A 16,063-nucleotide genomic window follows, 5' to 3' on the forward strand; every position below is an offset into this window, starting at 1 on the left:
AATGCCCTTGGTTGTATTACGTCAGCTCTTGCCCGTGATTGTCACGTCTTTGATTTCCACGGGCTGCTTGGGAGCGCCCGTGCCGTCACCCGTACCGCCGGGAAGTATGCCCTGCTTGGCGACCTTATCGAGGATTTCTAGTCCTTTTGTTACGGTACCGAAGGGTGTGTAGGCGGCGTTCAGCCCCGTGTCGCCGAACACGATGAAGAACTGGCTCCCGTTGGTGTTGGGGCCGCTGTTGGCCATGGCCAGCACGCCACGCGAGTACTTGGCGCCCTCGAGGTTCTCGTCGACGAACCGGTAGCCGGGGCCGCCCTGGCCATCCGTCGGGTTCTTGCCGTCGGCCTTGGCGAGCGGGTCGCCGCACTGCAGGATCGGGAAGTCCGTCCCCAGCCGGTGGCACTTGCTGTCCTTGAAGTAGTTCTTGGAGGCCAGGTACCGGAACGAGCCCACCGTGCACGGCGCCTTGGCCGCGTCCAGCTTCGCGACGATGTCGCCGAGGTTGGTCTTGATGGTCATCGTGGCCGCGGCGGTGCTGACCTTGGCGGGCGGCAGGCCGACGTCCTTGACCTGACCGCTGCCGGGGTCGGCGACGTAGCCGCAGGTTCCGGTCGCCGGGTCGTACGCCTTGGGCTCGGCGGCGGCTGCGGCGTCCGTGGCGGGAGCGCTCGCGGACGGCGCCGCGGACGCGGTCGCGACATCACCGTCGGTTCCGCCTAGGAGCGCGATCGCGGCCACGATGCCGCCGATCACGACCACGACGGCCGTGCTGGTCCCCAAGATCGCGACACGACGCGCCCGTTGCTGGCGCTCCGCCCGCGACTGCATCTGCCGCTGGTGGTGCTCGCGGGCCAGCTGCCTCTGACGGTCCTTGCCGGTGACCACTGCGTCCTCCCGAACTGCCTGGTTCCGTTGGTCGCCTCGTCGGATGCCGGTCCGCCCCGAGCGCCGCCGTACGTGGTGACGGAAGATCTCCGCGAACGGCGCGTCGCTCTATGGCATCCGGCTCGACTGCTCCAAGAATGACTATTGAGGTGGGCGAATCGTATCGGCACACGGGTATTGGTTCGCAGCCCGCCGACCCGCACCGGTACCCTTCGGTTACATTCGCTCGCGTAATCCTTGATACATCGTCACGAGACGTAGAGGCGCTTCCGTGCTCGTCGCCGGGTTTCCCGCAGGGTCCTTCCAGACCAACTGCTATGTCGTCGCTCCCGCCCCAGGCGAGGAGTGCGTCGTCGTCGACCCTGGTCAGGACGCGGTGGACGGCCTCGACGAACTGCTCCGGGAGCACCGGCTGAAGCCCGTGGCCGTGTTGCTGACCCACGGGCATCTCGACCACGTCTGGTCGGTGGCCCCGGTCTGCGGCGCGCATGACATCCCCGCGTGGATCCACCCGGAGGACCGCGAGCTGTTGTCGGACCCCGGCAAGGGATTGTCGGCTCAGGCGAGTCAGGTGTTCGGCGGGCTGCGGTTCAGCGAGCCCGACGAGGTCAGGGAGCTGTCCGACGGGGCCACCCTGCGGCTCGCCGGTCTGGACATCACGGTCGACCACGCCCCCGGGCATACCAGGGGGTCGGTGACGTTCAGGACGCCCCTGAAGGGTACGGATCCCGCGGAGGACGCGGAGGTCCTGTTCTCGGGAGACCTGCTGTTCGCCGGCTCCATCGGCCGCACCGATCTCCCGGGCGGCGACTATGCGACGATCCTCGGCAGCCTCGCCAAAACGCTGACGCTGCCGGACGAGACGCTGGTCCTGCCCGGTCACGGACCACAGACGACGATCGGCCGCGAGAGGGCCACCAACCCCTTTCTCAGGGAAGTGGTGCCGCCCAGCGGCCCTAGCAGGGGACTGTAATGAGTTTTCAGGCGCCCAAGGGCACCTTCGACTGGATGCCGCCGCGCTCGGAGTGGGCGCTCATCGTGCGCGACGCACTCAGCGCGCCCGCCCGCCGCGCGGGCTACGGGTACATCGAGACGCCGGCCTTCGAGGACACCGGTCTGTTCTCGCGGGGAGTCGGCGAGTCGACCGACATCGTGACCAAGGAGATGTACACCTTCCAGAGCAAGGGCGGGCAGTCCCTGACGCTGCGCCCCGAGGGCACGGCCAGCGTCATGCGCGCCGTCCTCGAGCACGGCCTGTACGGCGGAGCCCTTCCGATCAAGCTCTGGTACTCCGGCAGCTACTTCCGCTACGAGAAGGCGCAGGCCGGCCGTTACCGGCACTTCTCGCAGGTGGGCGCGGAGGCGCTCGGCGCGGAGGACCCGGCGCTCGACGCGGAGCTGATCGTGCTGGCCTGCGACGGGTACGCCTCTCTCGGCCTCAAGAACGTGCGGCTGCTGATCAACTCGCTCGGCTGCAAGGAGTGCCGTCCCGCCTACCGGGCCGCGCTGCAGGACTTCCTGCGCGGGCTCGACCTCGACGAGGCCACCCGGCAGCGCATCGAGATCAACCCGTTGCGGGTCCTCGACGACAAGCGCCCGGAGGTCCAGGCGCAGCTGGTGAACGCGCCCCTCGTGACCGACCACCTGTGCGGGGCCTGCAAGGCCTACCACGAGGAGGTCCGCACCCTGCTCACCGGCGCCGGACTCACCTACACCGACGATCCGCGGCTGGTCCGAGGGCTCGACTACTACACGCGGACGACCTTCGAGTTCGTGCACGACGGGCTCGGCGCGCAGTCCGCGGTCGGCGGCGGCGGGCGTTACGACGGCCTGAGCGAGATGATCGGCGGCCCCACGCTGCCCGGCGTCGGCTGGGCGCTCGGCGTCGACCGCACGGTCCTCGCGATGGAGGCGGAAGGGCTGCTCACCGAGCGTCCGGGGCACGTCGAGGTCTTCGCCGTCCCCCTGGGCGAGGAGGCCAGGCGCCGGATCTTCTCGCTGGTCGCGCAGTTGCGCAGAGACGGCGTGGCGGTCGACATGTCCTTCGGCGGCCGGGGCGTCAAGGGCGCCATGAAGGCCGCCGACCGCAGTGGTGCCCGTTTCGCCCTGATCCTGGGTGAGCGGGACATCGAGGCGGAAGCCGTACAACTGAAAGACCTGACAACAGGTGAGCAGACCGCGGTGCCGTTGGCCGAGGTCGTCGACGTTTTGAAGGGGAAACTCTCGTGATCCGCACTCACGAAGCAGGGACGCTTCGTAAGGAGCAGGCAGGCCAGCAGGTGACGCTGGCGGGGTGGGTGGCGCGCCGGCGCGACCACGGCGGGGTGGTGTTCATCGACGTGCGTGACGCGTCGGGCTCCGCCCAGGTGGTCTTCCGCGAGGAGGATCACGCCCACGACCTGCGCTCGGAGTACTGCGTCAAGGTCACGGGCGAGGTCCGCGTGCGGCCGGAGGGCAATGAGAACCCCGACCTGCCGACAGGTGAGATCGAGGTCGTCGCCTCCGAGGTCGAGGTGCTCAGCGAGGCGGCGCCCCTGCCGTTCCCCATCGAGGGAGGCACGGAGGTGTCGGAGGAGGCGCGGCTGAAGTACCGCTACCTCGACATCAGGCGCCAGCAGATCGCCCAGTCGCTGCGGATCCGGTCTCAGGCCACCTACCTGGCCAACGAGGTCATGCGCGACCGCGGCTTCGTGTACGTCGAGACGCCGAACCTCACGCGCTCCACGCCCGAAGGCGCCCGCGACTTCCTCGTGCCCGTACGGCTCCAGCCGGGCAACTGGTACGCCCTGCCCCAGTCGCCCCAGCTGTTCAAGCAGCTCCTGATGGTGTCCGGCCTGGAGCGGTACTACCAGCTCGCCCGGTGTTTCCGCGACGAGGACCTGCGTGCCGACCGGCAGCCCGAGTTCACCCAGATCGACATCGAGATGTCGTTCGTCGACCAGGACGACGTGATCGAGCTCGGCGAGGCGCTGATCGGGCGCATCTGGAAGGAGACCGTCGGCTACGACCTGCCGTCCCCGCTGCCGCGGATGACGTACGCCGACGCCATGGCCAGGTACGGCTCGGACAAGCCGGACCTCCGCTTCGGTGTCGAGCTCGTCGACCTGACCGAGTACTTCTCGGACACCACATTCCGTGTCTTCCAGGCGCCGTACGTCGGTGCGGTCGTCATGCCGGGCGGCGCGTCGCAGACCCGCAAGGAGCTGGACGGCTGGCAGGACTGGGCCAAGGCGCGCGGCGCCCGCGGCCTGGCCTACGTCCTGGTCCAGGAGGACGGTCTGGGCGGACCCGTCGCCAAGAACCTGTCGGAGAAGGAGCTCGCAGGCCTGGCGGAGGCGACCGGGGCCAAGCCCGGCGACGCGATCTTCTTCGCCGCCGGTGCGCGTGGTCCCTCGCGTGAGCTGCTCGGCGCGGCCCGGCTGGAGATCGGCCGCCGCTGTGACCTGATCGACAACTCCCAGTGGTCCTTCCTCTGGGTCGTCGACGCCCCGATGTTCGAGCCCGTCGTCGACGAGGTCGGCCGCGAGACCGGCTGGACCGCCGTCCACCACCCCTTCACCGGGCCGAAGCCCGAGTGGGCGGACAACTTCCAGGACCACCCGGGCGAGGCGCTCGCCTACGCGTACGACATGGTCTGCAACGGCATGGAGATCGGCGGCGGCTCGATCCGTATCCACCGGGCCGAGATGCAGCAGCGGGTCTTCGACGTGCTGGGCATCTCCAAAGAAGAGGCCGAGAGCAAGTTCGGCTTCCTGCTGGAGGCGTTCAAGTACGGCCCGCCGCCGCACGGAGGCATCGCCTACGGCTGGGACCGGATCTGCATGCTGCTCGCGGGCGGCGAGTCGATCCGGGACGTCATCGCCTTCCCGAAGACCGCGTCGGGCTTCGACCCGCTGACCAGCGCTCCGACGCCCATCACGGGCGCGCAGCGCAAGGAGGCGGGCGTGGACGCCAAGCAGAAGGAAGCCAAGCCGGCCACGTGACCCCTGCCTGCGCGTGATCATGCACAGGCTCGTGGACGTGTGCGCTGACGTGTGCCAACGCGCGGCGTGATCATGCGTAGGTTCGCGGATCTCCTCCCTGACCTGCGGCGATGCCGTACGTGATCATGCGCGGATTCGGAAGTAGGCAGGTCTGCCTTGGGCGACGCCGTACGTGATCTGGCAATTCTGATTGCCGGATCACGTACGGCGAAGACGCATGTGGGAGGCCTTTCCGCCGAACCCGCGCATGATCACGATCCGGGGTGGGGCAGGTCAGGGCCCGCATTTCCCGAGGGTGTGCATGATCACGCGGGGTGGGGGAGTGGGGGAATCTGAGAAATTCGGGATGACTTGGGGTCTTGGGAGAACCTCTTGGCGCTGGAATCCGTATGAGAGTGCAGCGAGAGTGAAGTCACGCTTGGATCCAGTTCAGGAGCGATGCACATGTTCGACGAGATACTCGGTCTCCCCGCCCACCCTCTGATCATCCACGCGGCGGTGGTCTTCACCCCACTGCTCGTGCTGCTGGGTATCGCTTACGTCGTTCTCCCGGCCTTCCGAGGGAAGCTCGACTGGGCCCTCGTCGTGAGCGCCGTCGCCGCCCCGCTGGCCGTGTTCTCCGCCAGGGAGAGCGGGGAGGCCCTCGAGGCGCGCCTGTTCAAGGGCCAGATCCCGCAGCCCGTTCTGGACCACTCGAGCTTCGCCAGCCCCCTGCTGTACTCCACGATCGGGCTCGGCGTCGTGGCGCTGGTGCTCGTCTACCTGACGCGTCCCCACCGCGAGCCGGGGACGGCGCCCGCCGGCTCGGCCAGGGTCGTCAGCCTCGTCCTGTCCGTCGCGACGGTCGTGCTGGCGCTCGTCGTCGCCTACTACGTGTTCCGGGCCGGCGACAGCGGCGCGAGGGCGGTCTGGGCGTACTGACGGTAGTCTCGGCGTTGTGGATAGCCTGTTCGATTCGGCGGCCGAAGAGGCCCACAAGAGCCACGAGCCGCTGGCCGTGCGCATGCGGCCGCGAGGCCTCGACGAGGTGATCGGCCAGCGGCATCTCCTCGGCTCGGGCACGCCCCTGAGGCGGCTGGTCGAGAGCGAGGCCCCGATGTCGCTGTTCCTGTGGGGGCCCCCGGGGACGGGCAAGACCACACTCGCCTACGTCGTCTCCAACGCCACCAAGCGGCGGTTCGTCGAGGTGTCCGCGGTCTCGGCGGGCGTCAAGGACGTCCGCGCCGCCATCGACCAGGCCCGTCGCGAGCTGGGCATGACCGGGCGGCAGACCGTTCTGTTCGTCGACGAGGTGCACCGGTTCAACAAGGCGCAGCAGGACGCGCTGCTGCCCGCCGTGGAGAACCGCTGGGTCACGTTCATCGGGGCGACGACGGAGAACCCCTTCTTCTCGGTGATCTCCCCGCTGCTGTCCCGGTCGCTGCTGCTGACCCTCGAGCCGCTGTCGGAAGACGACATCCGGTCCGTTCTGGAGCGCGCCGTCGCCGACCCGCGCGGCCTCGACGGCCGCGCCACCCTGCGGGCCGACGCCCTCGACCAGCTCGTACGGCTGGCAGGGGGCGACGCCCGCCGGTCGCTGACGTACCTGGAGGCCGCCGCCCTGCTCGCGGACGACGTCACCGTCGAGGTGGTGGAGAAGGCTGCCGACAAGGCGGCCGTACGCTACGACCGTCAGGGCGACCAGCACTACGACGTGATCAGTGCCTTCATCAAGAGCATGCGCGGCTCGGACGCCGACGCGGCCGTGCACTACCTGGCACGGATGGTCGAGGCGGGGGAGGACCCCCGTTTCATCGCCCGCCGCATCGTGATCTTCGCGTCCGAGGACGTGGGCATGGCCGACCCCACCTGCCTCCAGGTCGCGGTGGCCGCCGCCCAGGCCGTCGAGTTCATCGGCCTTCCCGAGGGCCGCATCAACCTGACCCAGGCGGTGATCCACTGCGCTCTGGCGCCCAAGTCCAACGCCGTCGTCAAGGCCATCGGCACCGCCTCGGACGACGTACGGCGTGGCCTGATCGGGCACGTGCCCGGCCACCTGCGCGACGCCCACTATCCGGGGGCGGCGAAGCTCGGCCACGGCAAGGGCTACAAGTATCCGCACGACTTCGAGCACGGCCTGGTCAGGCAGGAGTACGCGCCGGAGGAGCTGAGGGACCGCCGCTACTACGAGCCGACGAGCCACGGGGCCGAGGCCCGTTTCGGCGAGAGATGGACGAAGATCCGCGGTTTCCTCCGGGGCGAGAGCGACCCGACGGGCACGTGAGCATCGCCGGGCAGGCGTGTAGTGCGCGTCGGCGCGCAGGGCGTTCGCGATAGGGTCTTGCCATTCCAGCTCCGGTGATCTAGGGAGATCGGCAATGCTTACCGCGGGAGAGCTCGCGGGCCTTATCGTCGCCACCTTCTGGGCGATTCTGGTCTGCTTCATGGCCGTCGTGCTGGTCAAGCTGGCCAGACTGCTGGTCGAGACGACCAAGATGGTGTCGGAGCTGAGCGATCGTGTGGTGCCGCTCCTGGAGGACGTGAGCCGTACGGTCGCCGAGACCAACCGCCAGCTCATCGCCGTCGAGGCCATCACCGACAACGTCAAGGACGTCAGCGGCAACATGGTGAAGATCACCGGGGTCGCGTCCACGCTGTTCGCCGGGCCTGTGATCAAGATCTCCGCCCTGAGCCACGGCGTCCGCGCCGCGCTGGCCAGACGCGGCGGCCGGGTGACCGGCGAGCGCGTTCCGAGCCCGCGCCCGGCCCTCGACGCCCAGGCGTCGCGGGGTGAGCCCGGGTCGCGCGGCCTGTCCGGGAGGCGGGGCGGATGATCCGGAGGCTCTTCTACATGGCCCTGGGCGCGTATCTCGCGGTCTGGACTATGCGTAAGCTTCAGGCATTGCGGCCCGACCATGTGGCCAGGCGTACGGCCGGCCGGTTGGCGGGCTACGCCGGGCAGGGCGGCGAGTTCGCCGGCGACGTATTCCGCCTGGCGGCGAGCAGGGAAACCGAGTTGCGGGCCGCATTCGGGCTCGACACTGTTGAGACAAGACCCACCAGATACGACGACGTAAAGGATGGCCGCTGAAATGGAGTCGGCAGAGATCGTACGCCGCTTCCTGCGCTTCTTCGAGGAGCGCGGACACACCGTCGTTCCCTCGGCCAGCCTGGTCGCCGAAGATCCGACGCTGCTTCTCGTCAACGCGGGCATGGTCCCGTTCAAGCCCTACTTCCTCGGGCAGCGCAAGCCGCCGTACCCGCGGGCGACGAGCGCGCAGAAGGTCATCCGGACGAACGACATCGACGAGGTCGGCAAGACGACCCGGCACGCGAGCTTCTTCCAGATGCTGGGCAACTTCTCGTTCGGCGACTACTTCAAGGAAGACGCGATCCCGTTCGCGTGGGAGCTGCTGACCAAGCCCCAGTCCGAGGGCGGCTTCGGCTTCGCGGAAGACCGGCTGTGGGCGACCGTCTACCTCGACGACGACGAGGCGCTGGACATCTGGCACAAGAAGGCCGGCGTCCCGCTCGAGCGCATCCAGCGGCGCGGCCTCGCGGACAACTACTGGCACATGGGCGTGCCCGGCCCCGGCGGCCCGTGCACCGAGATCTACTACGACCGCGGCCCCGACTACGGCAAGGAAGGCGGCCCGGTCGCCGACGAGACCCGTTATCTCGAGGTCTGGAACAACGTCTTCATGCAGTTCCAGCTCGGCGCGGTCCGCAGCAAGGAAGACTTCGACATCATCGGCGAGCTGCCCGCCAAGAGCGTCGACACCGGCATGGGCCTGGAGCGCATGGCGGCGATCCTGCAGGGCGTCGACAACATCTACGAGATCGACACCACCTACAAGATCCTCAGCAGGGCGGCCGACCTCACTCGCACGCGGTACGGCCGCAACCACCGCTCCGACGTCTCGCTCCGCGTCATCGCGGACCACATGCGCGCCGGCGTGATGCTGGTCGGCGACGGCGTGCTGCCGTCCAACGAGGGCCGCGGCTATGTGCTGCGCCGCATGCTCCGCCGGGCGATCCGCAACCTCCGCCTGCTCGGCGCGGGCGAGGAGCGGTACATGCACGAACTGACCGACGTGACCATCGACGTGATGGGCAAGCAGTACCCGGACCTGAAGGCGGACGCGCCCAACATCCACACGGTCATCGACGCCGAGGAGGCGTCGTTCCTCGGCACGCTCCGCACCGGTACGGCGATCTTCGACGTCGCGGTCGAGGAGAGCAAGCGCAAGGGGTCGACCACGCTCAGCGGGGCGCAGGCGTTCCAGCTGCACGACACCTTCGGCTTCCCCATCGACCTCACGTTGGAGATGGCGTCCGAGCAGGGTCTCCAGGTCGACGAGGGCGGCTTCCGGCGCCTCATGGCGGAGCAGCGGGCCATGGCCAAGGCGGACGCGGCGGCGAAGAAGACCGGCAACGCCGACATCTCGGTGTTCGGCGACATCCTGGAGAAGTCCGGCAAGGTCGACTTCCTGGCGTACGACCACACGACGGCCGAGGCGACCGTCGTCGGTCTCCTCCTTGACGGCGCCAACGTGCCCGCGGTCGGCGCGGGATCCACGGTGGAGGTCGTGCTCGACCGCACGCCGTTCTACGCCGAGGGCGGCGGTCAGCTCTCCGACCAGGGCGTGATCCGCACCGATGGCGCGGAGGTCGAGATCATCGACGTCCAGACGCCGCTCGCCGGGCTCATCATCCACCGCGGGAAGGTCAGGCACGGCGAGATCCGCGTGGGAGACCACGCGCACGCGGAGATCGACATCGAGCGCCGCCGGGCGATCTCCCGCAGCCACACCGCGACGCACCTGGTCCACCGGGGCTTCCGCAACGCGCTCGGCGAGTCCGCGGCGCAGGCGGGCTCGGAGAACTCGCCCGGGCGTTTCCGCTTCGACTTCACCGCGGCGGGCGCGGTCTCGCCGACGGTGCTGCGCGACGTGGAGGACGAAGTCAACGCGGTCCTGATCAACGACCTCAGGGTCAACGCGTTCTACACCTCGCAGGAGGAGGCGCGTGCCATGGGCGCGCTCGCGCTCTTCGGCGAGAAGTACGGCAACGAGGTCCGTGTCGTCGAGGTCGGCGACTACTCGCGCGAGCTGTGCGGCGGCACCCACGTCGCGAGCTCGGGTCAGCTCGGCCTCGTCAAGGTGCTGGGCGAGGGCTCGATCGGCGCGGGTGTGCGCCGCGTCGAGGCGCTCGTCGGCATCGACGCCTTCCGCTTCCTGGCCAGGGAGAGCGTGCTGGTCAACCAGCTGAGCGAGCAGCTCAAGGCGCCGAAGGAGGAGCTGCCCGAGCGGATCGACGGCATCGTCTCGCGCTTGCGCACCGCGGAGAAGGAGCTGGAGCGGCTCAAGTCGGCCCAGGTCCTCGCCGTCGCCGGCGACCTGGTCGCGCAGGCCCGCGACCTCGGCGGAGTGTCCGTGGTGACCCACCGCGCGCCTGATGGCACCTCTGCCGATGATCTGCGTAAGCTCGCCCTTGATGTGCGCGGCCGGTTCCCGAGCGACCGCGCTGCGGTCGTCGTCGTTGCCGGGGTGCCCTCAGACCGCCCGGTCGTCGTCGCCGTGGTGAACGAGGCGGGACGTGAGCGCGGTCTGAAGGCCGGTCGGCTCGTCGGCGTCGCCGCCAAGACGCTTGGGGGTGGCGGTGGCGGCAAGGACGATGTGGCGCAGGGCGGAGGATCGCGTCCTGAGGCGATCGGCGACGCGTTGCGCGCGGTCGAGGAGACGATCTCCTCTTCTCTCGCCTGACGGGTCCCGCGCGCGTGGAGATCTGGTCATGAGACGCGGCGTCAGGCTCGGCATCGACGTCGGCTCGGTCAGGATCGGCGTGGCCCGCAGCGACCCTTCCGGGCTGCTGGCCACGCCCGTCGAGACCGTACGGCGAGGCCGCGGCGATCTCGCCAGGATCGCCGAGATCGCCGCCGAACACGAGGTGATCGAGGTCGTCGTCGGGCTGCCGACGTCGTTGTCGGGGCGAGAGAGCCATGCCGCCTCGGCGGCGCGGGCCTTCGCGACCGAACTCGCTGTGAGGCTGGCGCCCACGCCGATCCGGCTGTACGACGAACGCCTGACCACCGTGACGGCGCAGCAGGGGCTGCGGTCGAGCGGCGTGAAGGCGAAGAACCAGCGTGACGTCATCGACCAGGCGGCGGCCGTCGTGCTCCTCCAGGCCGCGCTCGACTTCGAAAGCACGACCGGCAGACCGCCGGGCCGGCCCCTCGAGCCGCCAGGCGGGCAGCCTGGCGAGGAAGCGAGTGGCGGGACCGCCAGGTGAGGCGGGCGACGGGCGTCGTCATCGGTGGCGCCGCCCTGGTCGCGGCCGCCATCGCGTTCGGGGTCAGCTCCATCGTGCGGACGGCGCCCGGCTCCGAGGACTTCGAGGGCGCCGGGGCCGGGTCGGTCACCGTGGAGATCACCCCCGGGGCGAGTGCGGGCGAGATCGCCGAGACGCTCAAGCACGCGGGGGTGGTCGCCAGCGCCCAGTCGTTCGTCGACGAGGTGGTGCGGCGCTCGAAGGAGTCGAGCCTCCACCCCGGCCAGTACCGGCTGAAGCGGCGCATGGCGGCCTCCGCGGCCCTCGATCTGCTGCTCACGCCCGCGTCCCGGGTGATCCGGAAGGTCACCGTGCCGGAGGGCATGCGTCTGGCCGACGTGCTCGCCACGCTCGCGAAGGGGTCCGGGCTCCCGCTGGCGGACTTCACCAAGGCGGTCGCGGAACCCGGCAAGCTGGGTCTTCCGGCGTACGCCAAGGGGCAGGTCGAGGGGTTCCTGTTCCCGGCCACCTACGAGGTCGAGCCGACGGCCACGGCGGGAGACCTGCTGCGCGACATGATCGAGCGATTCCGCGCGGCTTCGCGGCACGTCGACCTCGAACGGCTCGCGGCCGAGCGGAAGCTGACCCCGCTGGAGGCCGTCACGATGGCGAGCATCGTCCAGGCCGAGGGCGGCCAGGACGCGGACTATCCGAAGATCGCTAGGGTGATGTTCAACCGGCTCGTCCGCGGTGGCAAGCTCGAGATGGACAGCACGGTCAACTACGCCCTGCGCAGGCACACGCTCAAGGTGTCGGAGCAGGACACCAAGATCGCCTCGCCGTACAACACGTACGCGCACGAGGGCCTGCCGCCGGGGCCGATCGGCAACCCGGGGGAGAAGGCCCTGCGGGCGGTGCTTCATCCCGCTTCGGGCGATTGGTACTGGTTTGTGACCACCGATCCAGGCCGTAGAATCACCAAATTCACTGACAAAGAGGCGGAGTTCCTGAAATATCGGGAGGAGCTGAACAAGAACCTGGGGACGAACTAGCCGTTGAGGTCGGTCGTCCTGCTGAGGTTTCACATATCGGGTGTCCCCACCCCGTGTAACGTCGGTGAGGACACGGGACGAGCGACCACCCACCCCCACCTGCCGGAACCCCCCTCGGTTTGGCACACTCGCTTGACGCGGAGCCGGTCGTACCGAGAGATTGGCCAGCGCAACTATGAACGATCTGGGCATGGACTTCCTGCTAGGCGACGAGGACGAGGAGCGTCCTGGACGTCGGCCTCGAGGCAGCCGCAGCCAGCAGCGCCGCAGTCGCAAGCGGAGGAAGCGGCAGCGCCGCAAGGGCGCCGCCGCCAGTGTGTTCGCCGTCCTGGTGATCCTCCTGATCCTCGCCGGAGTGGGGTATTTCGGGTACACCTGGGTCCGCGACGTGGTCACGGTGAAGGATTTCTCCGGCCCCGGCACGGGGGAGGTCGTCGTTCAGATCGAGGAGGGGGCCACCGCCTCCGACGTGGCCGTCGACCTGGAGAAGCAGGGTGTCGTGGCCAGCGCCCGGGCGTTCGTCAACGCGATCGGAGAGGCCGGCAAGGGCGCGTCGCTGCAGCCCGGCCAGTACAAGCTGCGCAAGGGCATGTCCGCGGCCGCCGCCGTAGAACTGCTCGATCCGAAGAACCGCATCCGCGACGACCTGACCTTCCAGGAGGGGCTGCGGCTCAGCAAGATCTACGAGCAGCTCGCCAAGGCGACGGGTAAGTCCGTCAACGAGTTCAAGAAGGCGGCCAAGGGCGACATCGGCCTGCCCAAGTACGCCAACAAGCAGCTCGAGGGCTTCGCGTTCCCGGCCACCTACGAGATCAACGACAAGATGAGCGCGTCGGAGATCCTCACCGCGATGGTCGACAGGTTCACCCAGACCGCCAACAAGGTCGACCTCGAGAAGCAGGCCGAGGCGATCGGTTACAGCCCCCGCGACGTCATGATCGTCGCGAGCATCGTGCAGGCCGAGTCGGGCAGCCAGGACGACATGCCGAAGGTGGCCCGGGTCATCTACAACCGGCTCCAGCGCAACCCGCCGATGTTGCTCCAGATGGACAGCACCACCATGTACGGCCTGAACAAGTACGACATCGCCGCGACGGAGGCCGAAACCAAGAGCACGTCCCGGTACAACACCTACCAGCACCAGGGACTGCCGCCCGGTCCGATCTCCAACCCCGGTGACCACGCGATCGAGGCCGCACTGCACCCGGCCGACGGCGACTGGTTGTGGTTCGTGACCACCGACCCGAAGAAGGGCATCACCAAGTTCACGGACAAGGAGTCGGAGTTCTGGCAGCTCCGCGACGAGTTCAACAGGAACTACGGATGACGACGGGGCACCGGGCCGCGGTCCTCGGCTCTCCGATCGGGCACTCGTTGTCCCCGATCCTGCACCGGACGGCGTACGCCGCGATGGGGCTGCGGGACTGGAGATACGACGCGTTCGAGTGCACCGAGGACGGGCTGCCCGCGCTGGTGGAGACGATGGGCTCGGAATGGGCCGGCCTGTCGCTGACGATGCCGCTGAAGCGCGCCGTACTGCCGCTCCTGGAGACGGTCTCGGAACTGGCGGTGCGGGTGGGAGCCGCGAACACCGTGATCTTCAGGGACGGCGCGCGCCACGGCGAGAACACCGATGTCTACGGGATCGTGCAGGCGCTGGCGGAGACGGGGGTGTCGGCCCCCTCGGCCATCACGATCCTCGGGGGCGGAGCGACGGCCGCCTCCGCCGTCGCGGCGGTCCGGGAGCTGGGCCTCGCCCGGGCGACCCTCGTGGTCAGGGACGCCGGCCGCGCGGCCGAGACCCTGGAGGTCGCCGAGCGCCTCGACGTCGCTCTGGCCGTACGGACCTTCGCCACGTTCGACAGGGCGGCCGTGGACGCGGACCTGATCATCTCCACACTGCCCTCCGGCGCCGCGGACGGCCTCGCCGACGAGATCGCGACGGGCCTGCCCGAGAAGGGCGCCCTGCTCGACGTGGTCTACTCGCCCTGGCCCACCGCGCTGGCGAGAGCCGTACAGGGGCGTGGTGGGACGGTGGTGAGCGGCTTTTCGATGTTGCTGCACCAGGCGGCCAGGCAGGTCGAGCTCATGACCGGGTACGGGGACGTCCCCGTCGAGGCCATGCGGGCCGCCGGAGAGGCGGAGATCGCCCGGCGCGCGGCCTGATCCGGGACGGCCCTGCGGTCAGGCCCGTATCACCGGGGGAATAGTTCGGCGATCGCGCGTGCTTGTGGTAACGTAAGCCATCGATCGGTCCGGCATGCCAGCTGGACGCGCAAGCGGAGGTCCTCCTCCCACCTGATCCGCCGAAAGGCAGACGGGTCAAGGATCACACCGGAGTTTTCGGCAGGAGAGCTCAGTGACCCCGCATGCGTGACGTGCGGGGTTTTTGCTTTTTCCCTGCACGGTCGAGCACCAAGCGGAAGCCTTTTGGAGGTCCCATCAGCACCGAGCCCCGCATCAACGATCGTATTCGTGTGCCGGAGGTCCGCCTCGTCGGCCCGAACGGCGAGCAGGTCGGCATCGTCTCAATCGGGGATGCGCTGAAGCTGGCCCAGGAAAGCGATCTCGACCTCGTCGAGGTCGCCGCGACGGCCCGCCCGCCTGTCTGCAAGCTCATGGACTACGGCAAGTTCAAGTACGAGTCGGCCATGAAGGCGCGCGAGGCCCGCCGCAACCAGGCACACACGATCATCAAGGAGATCAAGCTCCGGCCGAAGATCGATCCGCACGACTACGAGACCAAGAAGGGTCACGTCGTGCGCTTCCTCAAGGCGGGGGACAAGGTCAAGGTCACGATCATGTTCCGGGGTCGCGAGCAGTCCCGGCCTGAGCTGGGTTTCCGGCTGCTGCAGCGGCTCGCTGAGGACGTCACGGAGCTCGGGTTCGTCGAGTCGCAGCCCAAGCAGGACGGCCGCAACATGATCATGGTGATCGGGCCCCACAAGAAGAAGGCCGAGGCCAAGGCCGAGCGCGCCGCGGCACGCGCACAGCGCGGAGCGGACGCCCCGGTGGATTCGGCTGACGAGGCGGCCGCGTCCGTTGACGAGGCGGCCGCGTCCGTCGAGTGACCCCGCGCGAGCGGAGTGATCACGCCGGACCGGATGGCCGTCACGCGGGTGGAGCGATCTCACACAGGCGGAGTGACGAGCTCCTTCTGAGCCATCAGACGGAGCACGGGAATCCGAGACCGAGGCGGTCTCGAGTAGTGAGCATGCCGTCGGCCGGGGCACCAGCCCCGGGCCGGCGGTACGGACAACGAGGGAGAGACGGCTGACATGCCGAAGATGAAGACGCACAGCGGTGCGAAGAAGCGGTTCCGGCTCACCGGTTCCGGCAAGATCGTTCGCCGCCGTGCCAACCGGCAGCACCTGTTCGAGTACAAGCCGTCCACTCGTACGCGCCGTCTCGAGGGTGTCGTCGTCATGTCTGACGCCGACACGAAGAAGATCAAGAAGTTGCTCGCCAAGTAACGACCCCGGGGAGATAGTCAAATGGCACGCGTGAAGCGGGCGCTCAACGCCAAGAAGAAGCGCAGGGTCGTCCTCGAGCGGGCGAGTGGTTACCGGGGGCAGCGGTCGCGGCTGTACCGCAAGGCCAAGGAGCAGATGCTCCACTCGATGACCTATGCGTACCGGGACCGCAAGGACAAGAAGGGCACCTTCCGCCGCCTGTGGATCCAGCGCATCAACGCCGCGGTCCGGGCGAACGGCATGACCTACAACCGGTTCATCCAGGGCCTGCGGCTCGCGGGCATCGAGGTGGACCGCAAGATCCTCGCCGATCTCGCGGTCCACGACGCCCCGACCTTCGCCACGCTGGTCGAGTCCGCCAAGAAGGCGCTGCCGGCCGACGTGAACGCGCCGGTCGCGTAGTAGCACAGCTTCAGTGAGG

The 16,063-nt window shown here is 68.8% G+C and carries 16 protein-coding genes; 15 read left to right on the top strand and 1 reads right to left on the bottom strand.

The features are described from left to right. Positions 1 to 21: 21 nt before the first annotated feature. Positions 22 to 885, bottom strand: coding sequence for a peptidylprolyl isomerase (locus tag Pph01_RS37330; RefSeq protein WP_239117305.1), 864 nt, complete (start codon positions 883 to 885; stop codon positions 22 to 24). A gap of 271 nt (positions 886 to 1,156) precedes the next feature. Here Pph01_RS37330 and Pph01_RS37335 point away from each other — a divergent pair, with 271 nt between their 5' ends. The 15 genes from Pph01_RS37335 (at position 1,157) to rplT (ending at position 16,044) form a co-directional block, all read left to right on the top strand. Then, the gene (locus Pph01_RS37335; protein ID WP_204077957.1) at positions 1,157 to 1,858 is read left to right on the top strand and encodes an MBL fold metallo-hydrolase; all 702 of its coding nucleotides are present in this window, start codon (positions 1,157 to 1,159) and stop codon (positions 1,856 to 1,858) included. Then, positions 1,858 to 3,114, top strand: a complete 1,257-nt coding sequence (hisS, locus tag Pph01_RS37340) for a histidine--tRNA ligase (protein WP_204077958.1) — start codon at positions 1,858 to 1,860, stop codon at positions 3,112 to 3,114. The genes Pph01_RS37335 and hisS overlap by 1 nt, the downstream gene beginning before the upstream one ends. Next, positions 3,111 to 4,868, top strand: coding sequence for an aspartate--tRNA ligase (gene aspS, locus Pph01_RS37345; protein WP_204077959.1), 1,758 nt, complete (start codon positions 3,111 to 3,113; stop codon positions 4,866 to 4,868). The genes hisS and aspS overlap by 4 nt, the downstream gene beginning before the upstream one ends. Before the next feature lie 444 nt (positions 4,869 to 5,312). Then, positions 5,313 to 5,789 carry a DUF2231 domain-containing protein gene (locus Pph01_RS37350; RefSeq protein ID WP_204077960.1) on the top strand — a complete coding sequence of 159 codons (477 nt, stop codon included), beginning with the start codon at positions 5,313 to 5,315 and terminating at the stop codon, positions 5,787 to 5,789. 16 nt (positions 5,790 to 5,805) lie between these two features. After that, complete coding sequence (locus tag Pph01_RS37355; protein ID WP_239117306.1) at positions 5,806 to 7,131, top strand: replication-associated recombination protein A; 1,326 nt, start codon at positions 5,806 to 5,808, stop codon at positions 7,129 to 7,131. Between the two features lie 94 nt (positions 7,132 to 7,225). Beyond that, on the top strand, positions 7,226 to 7,681 hold the full coding sequence (locus Pph01_RS37360) for a DUF948 domain-containing protein (RefSeq protein ID WP_204077961.1): 456 nt from the start codon (positions 7,226 to 7,228) through the stop codon (positions 7,679 to 7,681). Beyond that, positions 7,678 to 7,938: a hypothetical protein gene (locus Pph01_RS37365; protein ID WP_204077962.1), complete on the top strand. Its 261-nt coding sequence runs from the start codon at positions 7,678 to 7,680 to the stop codon at positions 7,936 to 7,938. Before Pph01_RS37360 ends, Pph01_RS37365 begins: the two co-directional genes overlap by 4 nt. Before the next feature lies 1 nt (position 7,939). After that, the gene (gene alaS / locus Pph01_RS37370) at positions 7,940 to 10,612 is read left to right on the top strand and encodes an alanine--tRNA ligase (protein WP_204077963.1); all 2,673 of its coding nucleotides are present in this window, start codon (positions 7,940 to 7,942) and stop codon (positions 10,610 to 10,612) included. A 28-nt stretch (positions 10,613 to 10,640) separates the two neighbouring features. Then, positions 10,641 to 11,138 carry a Holliday junction resolvase RuvX gene (gene ruvX, locus Pph01_RS37375; protein WP_204077964.1) on the top strand — a complete coding sequence of 166 codons (498 nt, stop codon included), beginning with the start codon at positions 10,641 to 10,643 and terminating at the stop codon, positions 11,136 to 11,138. Then, positions 11,135 to 12,169, top strand: a complete 1,035-nt coding sequence (gene mltG, locus Pph01_RS37380; RefSeq protein ID WP_204077965.1) for an endolytic transglycosylase MltG — start codon at positions 11,135 to 11,137, stop codon at positions 12,167 to 12,169. The genes ruvX and mltG (Pph01_RS37380) overlap by 4 nt, the downstream gene beginning before the upstream one ends. 190 nt (positions 12,170 to 12,359) lie before the next feature. Then, positions 12,360 to 13,496 carry an endolytic transglycosylase MltG gene (mltG, locus tag Pph01_RS37385; protein ID WP_239117307.1) on the top strand — a complete coding sequence of 379 codons (1,137 nt, stop codon included), beginning with the start codon at positions 12,360 to 12,362 and terminating at the stop codon, positions 13,494 to 13,496. After that, positions 13,493 to 14,335, top strand: a complete 843-nt coding sequence (locus Pph01_RS37390; protein WP_204077967.1) for a shikimate dehydrogenase — start codon at positions 13,493 to 13,495, stop codon at positions 14,333 to 14,335. The genes mltG (Pph01_RS37385) and Pph01_RS37390 overlap by 4 nt, the downstream gene beginning before the upstream one ends. A 203-nt stretch (positions 14,336 to 14,538) precedes the next feature. Further along, positions 14,539 to 15,240, top strand: coding sequence for a translation initiation factor IF-3 (gene infC, locus Pph01_RS37395; protein ID WP_425570108.1), 702 nt, complete (start codon positions 14,539 to 14,541; stop codon positions 15,238 to 15,240). 207 nt (positions 15,241 to 15,447) lie between these two features. Then, the gene (rpmI, locus tag Pph01_RS37400) at positions 15,448 to 15,642 is read left to right on the top strand and encodes a 50S ribosomal protein L35 (RefSeq protein WP_203887424.1); all 195 of its coding nucleotides are present in this window, start codon (positions 15,448 to 15,450) and stop codon (positions 15,640 to 15,642) included. A gap of 21 nt (positions 15,643 to 15,663) precedes the next feature. Further along, positions 15,664 to 16,044 (top strand): 50S ribosomal protein L20, encoded by a 381-nt coding sequence (gene rplT, locus Pph01_RS37405; protein WP_204077968.1) that lies wholly within the window; start codon positions 15,664 to 15,666, stop codon positions 16,042 to 16,044. Positions 16,045 to 16,063: the final 19 nt, after the last annotated feature.

The organism is Planotetraspora phitsanulokensis (assembly GCF_016863295.1).
GTDB lineage: Bacteria > Actinomycetota > Actinomycetes > Streptosporangiales > Streptosporangiaceae > Planotetraspora > Planotetraspora phitsanulokensis.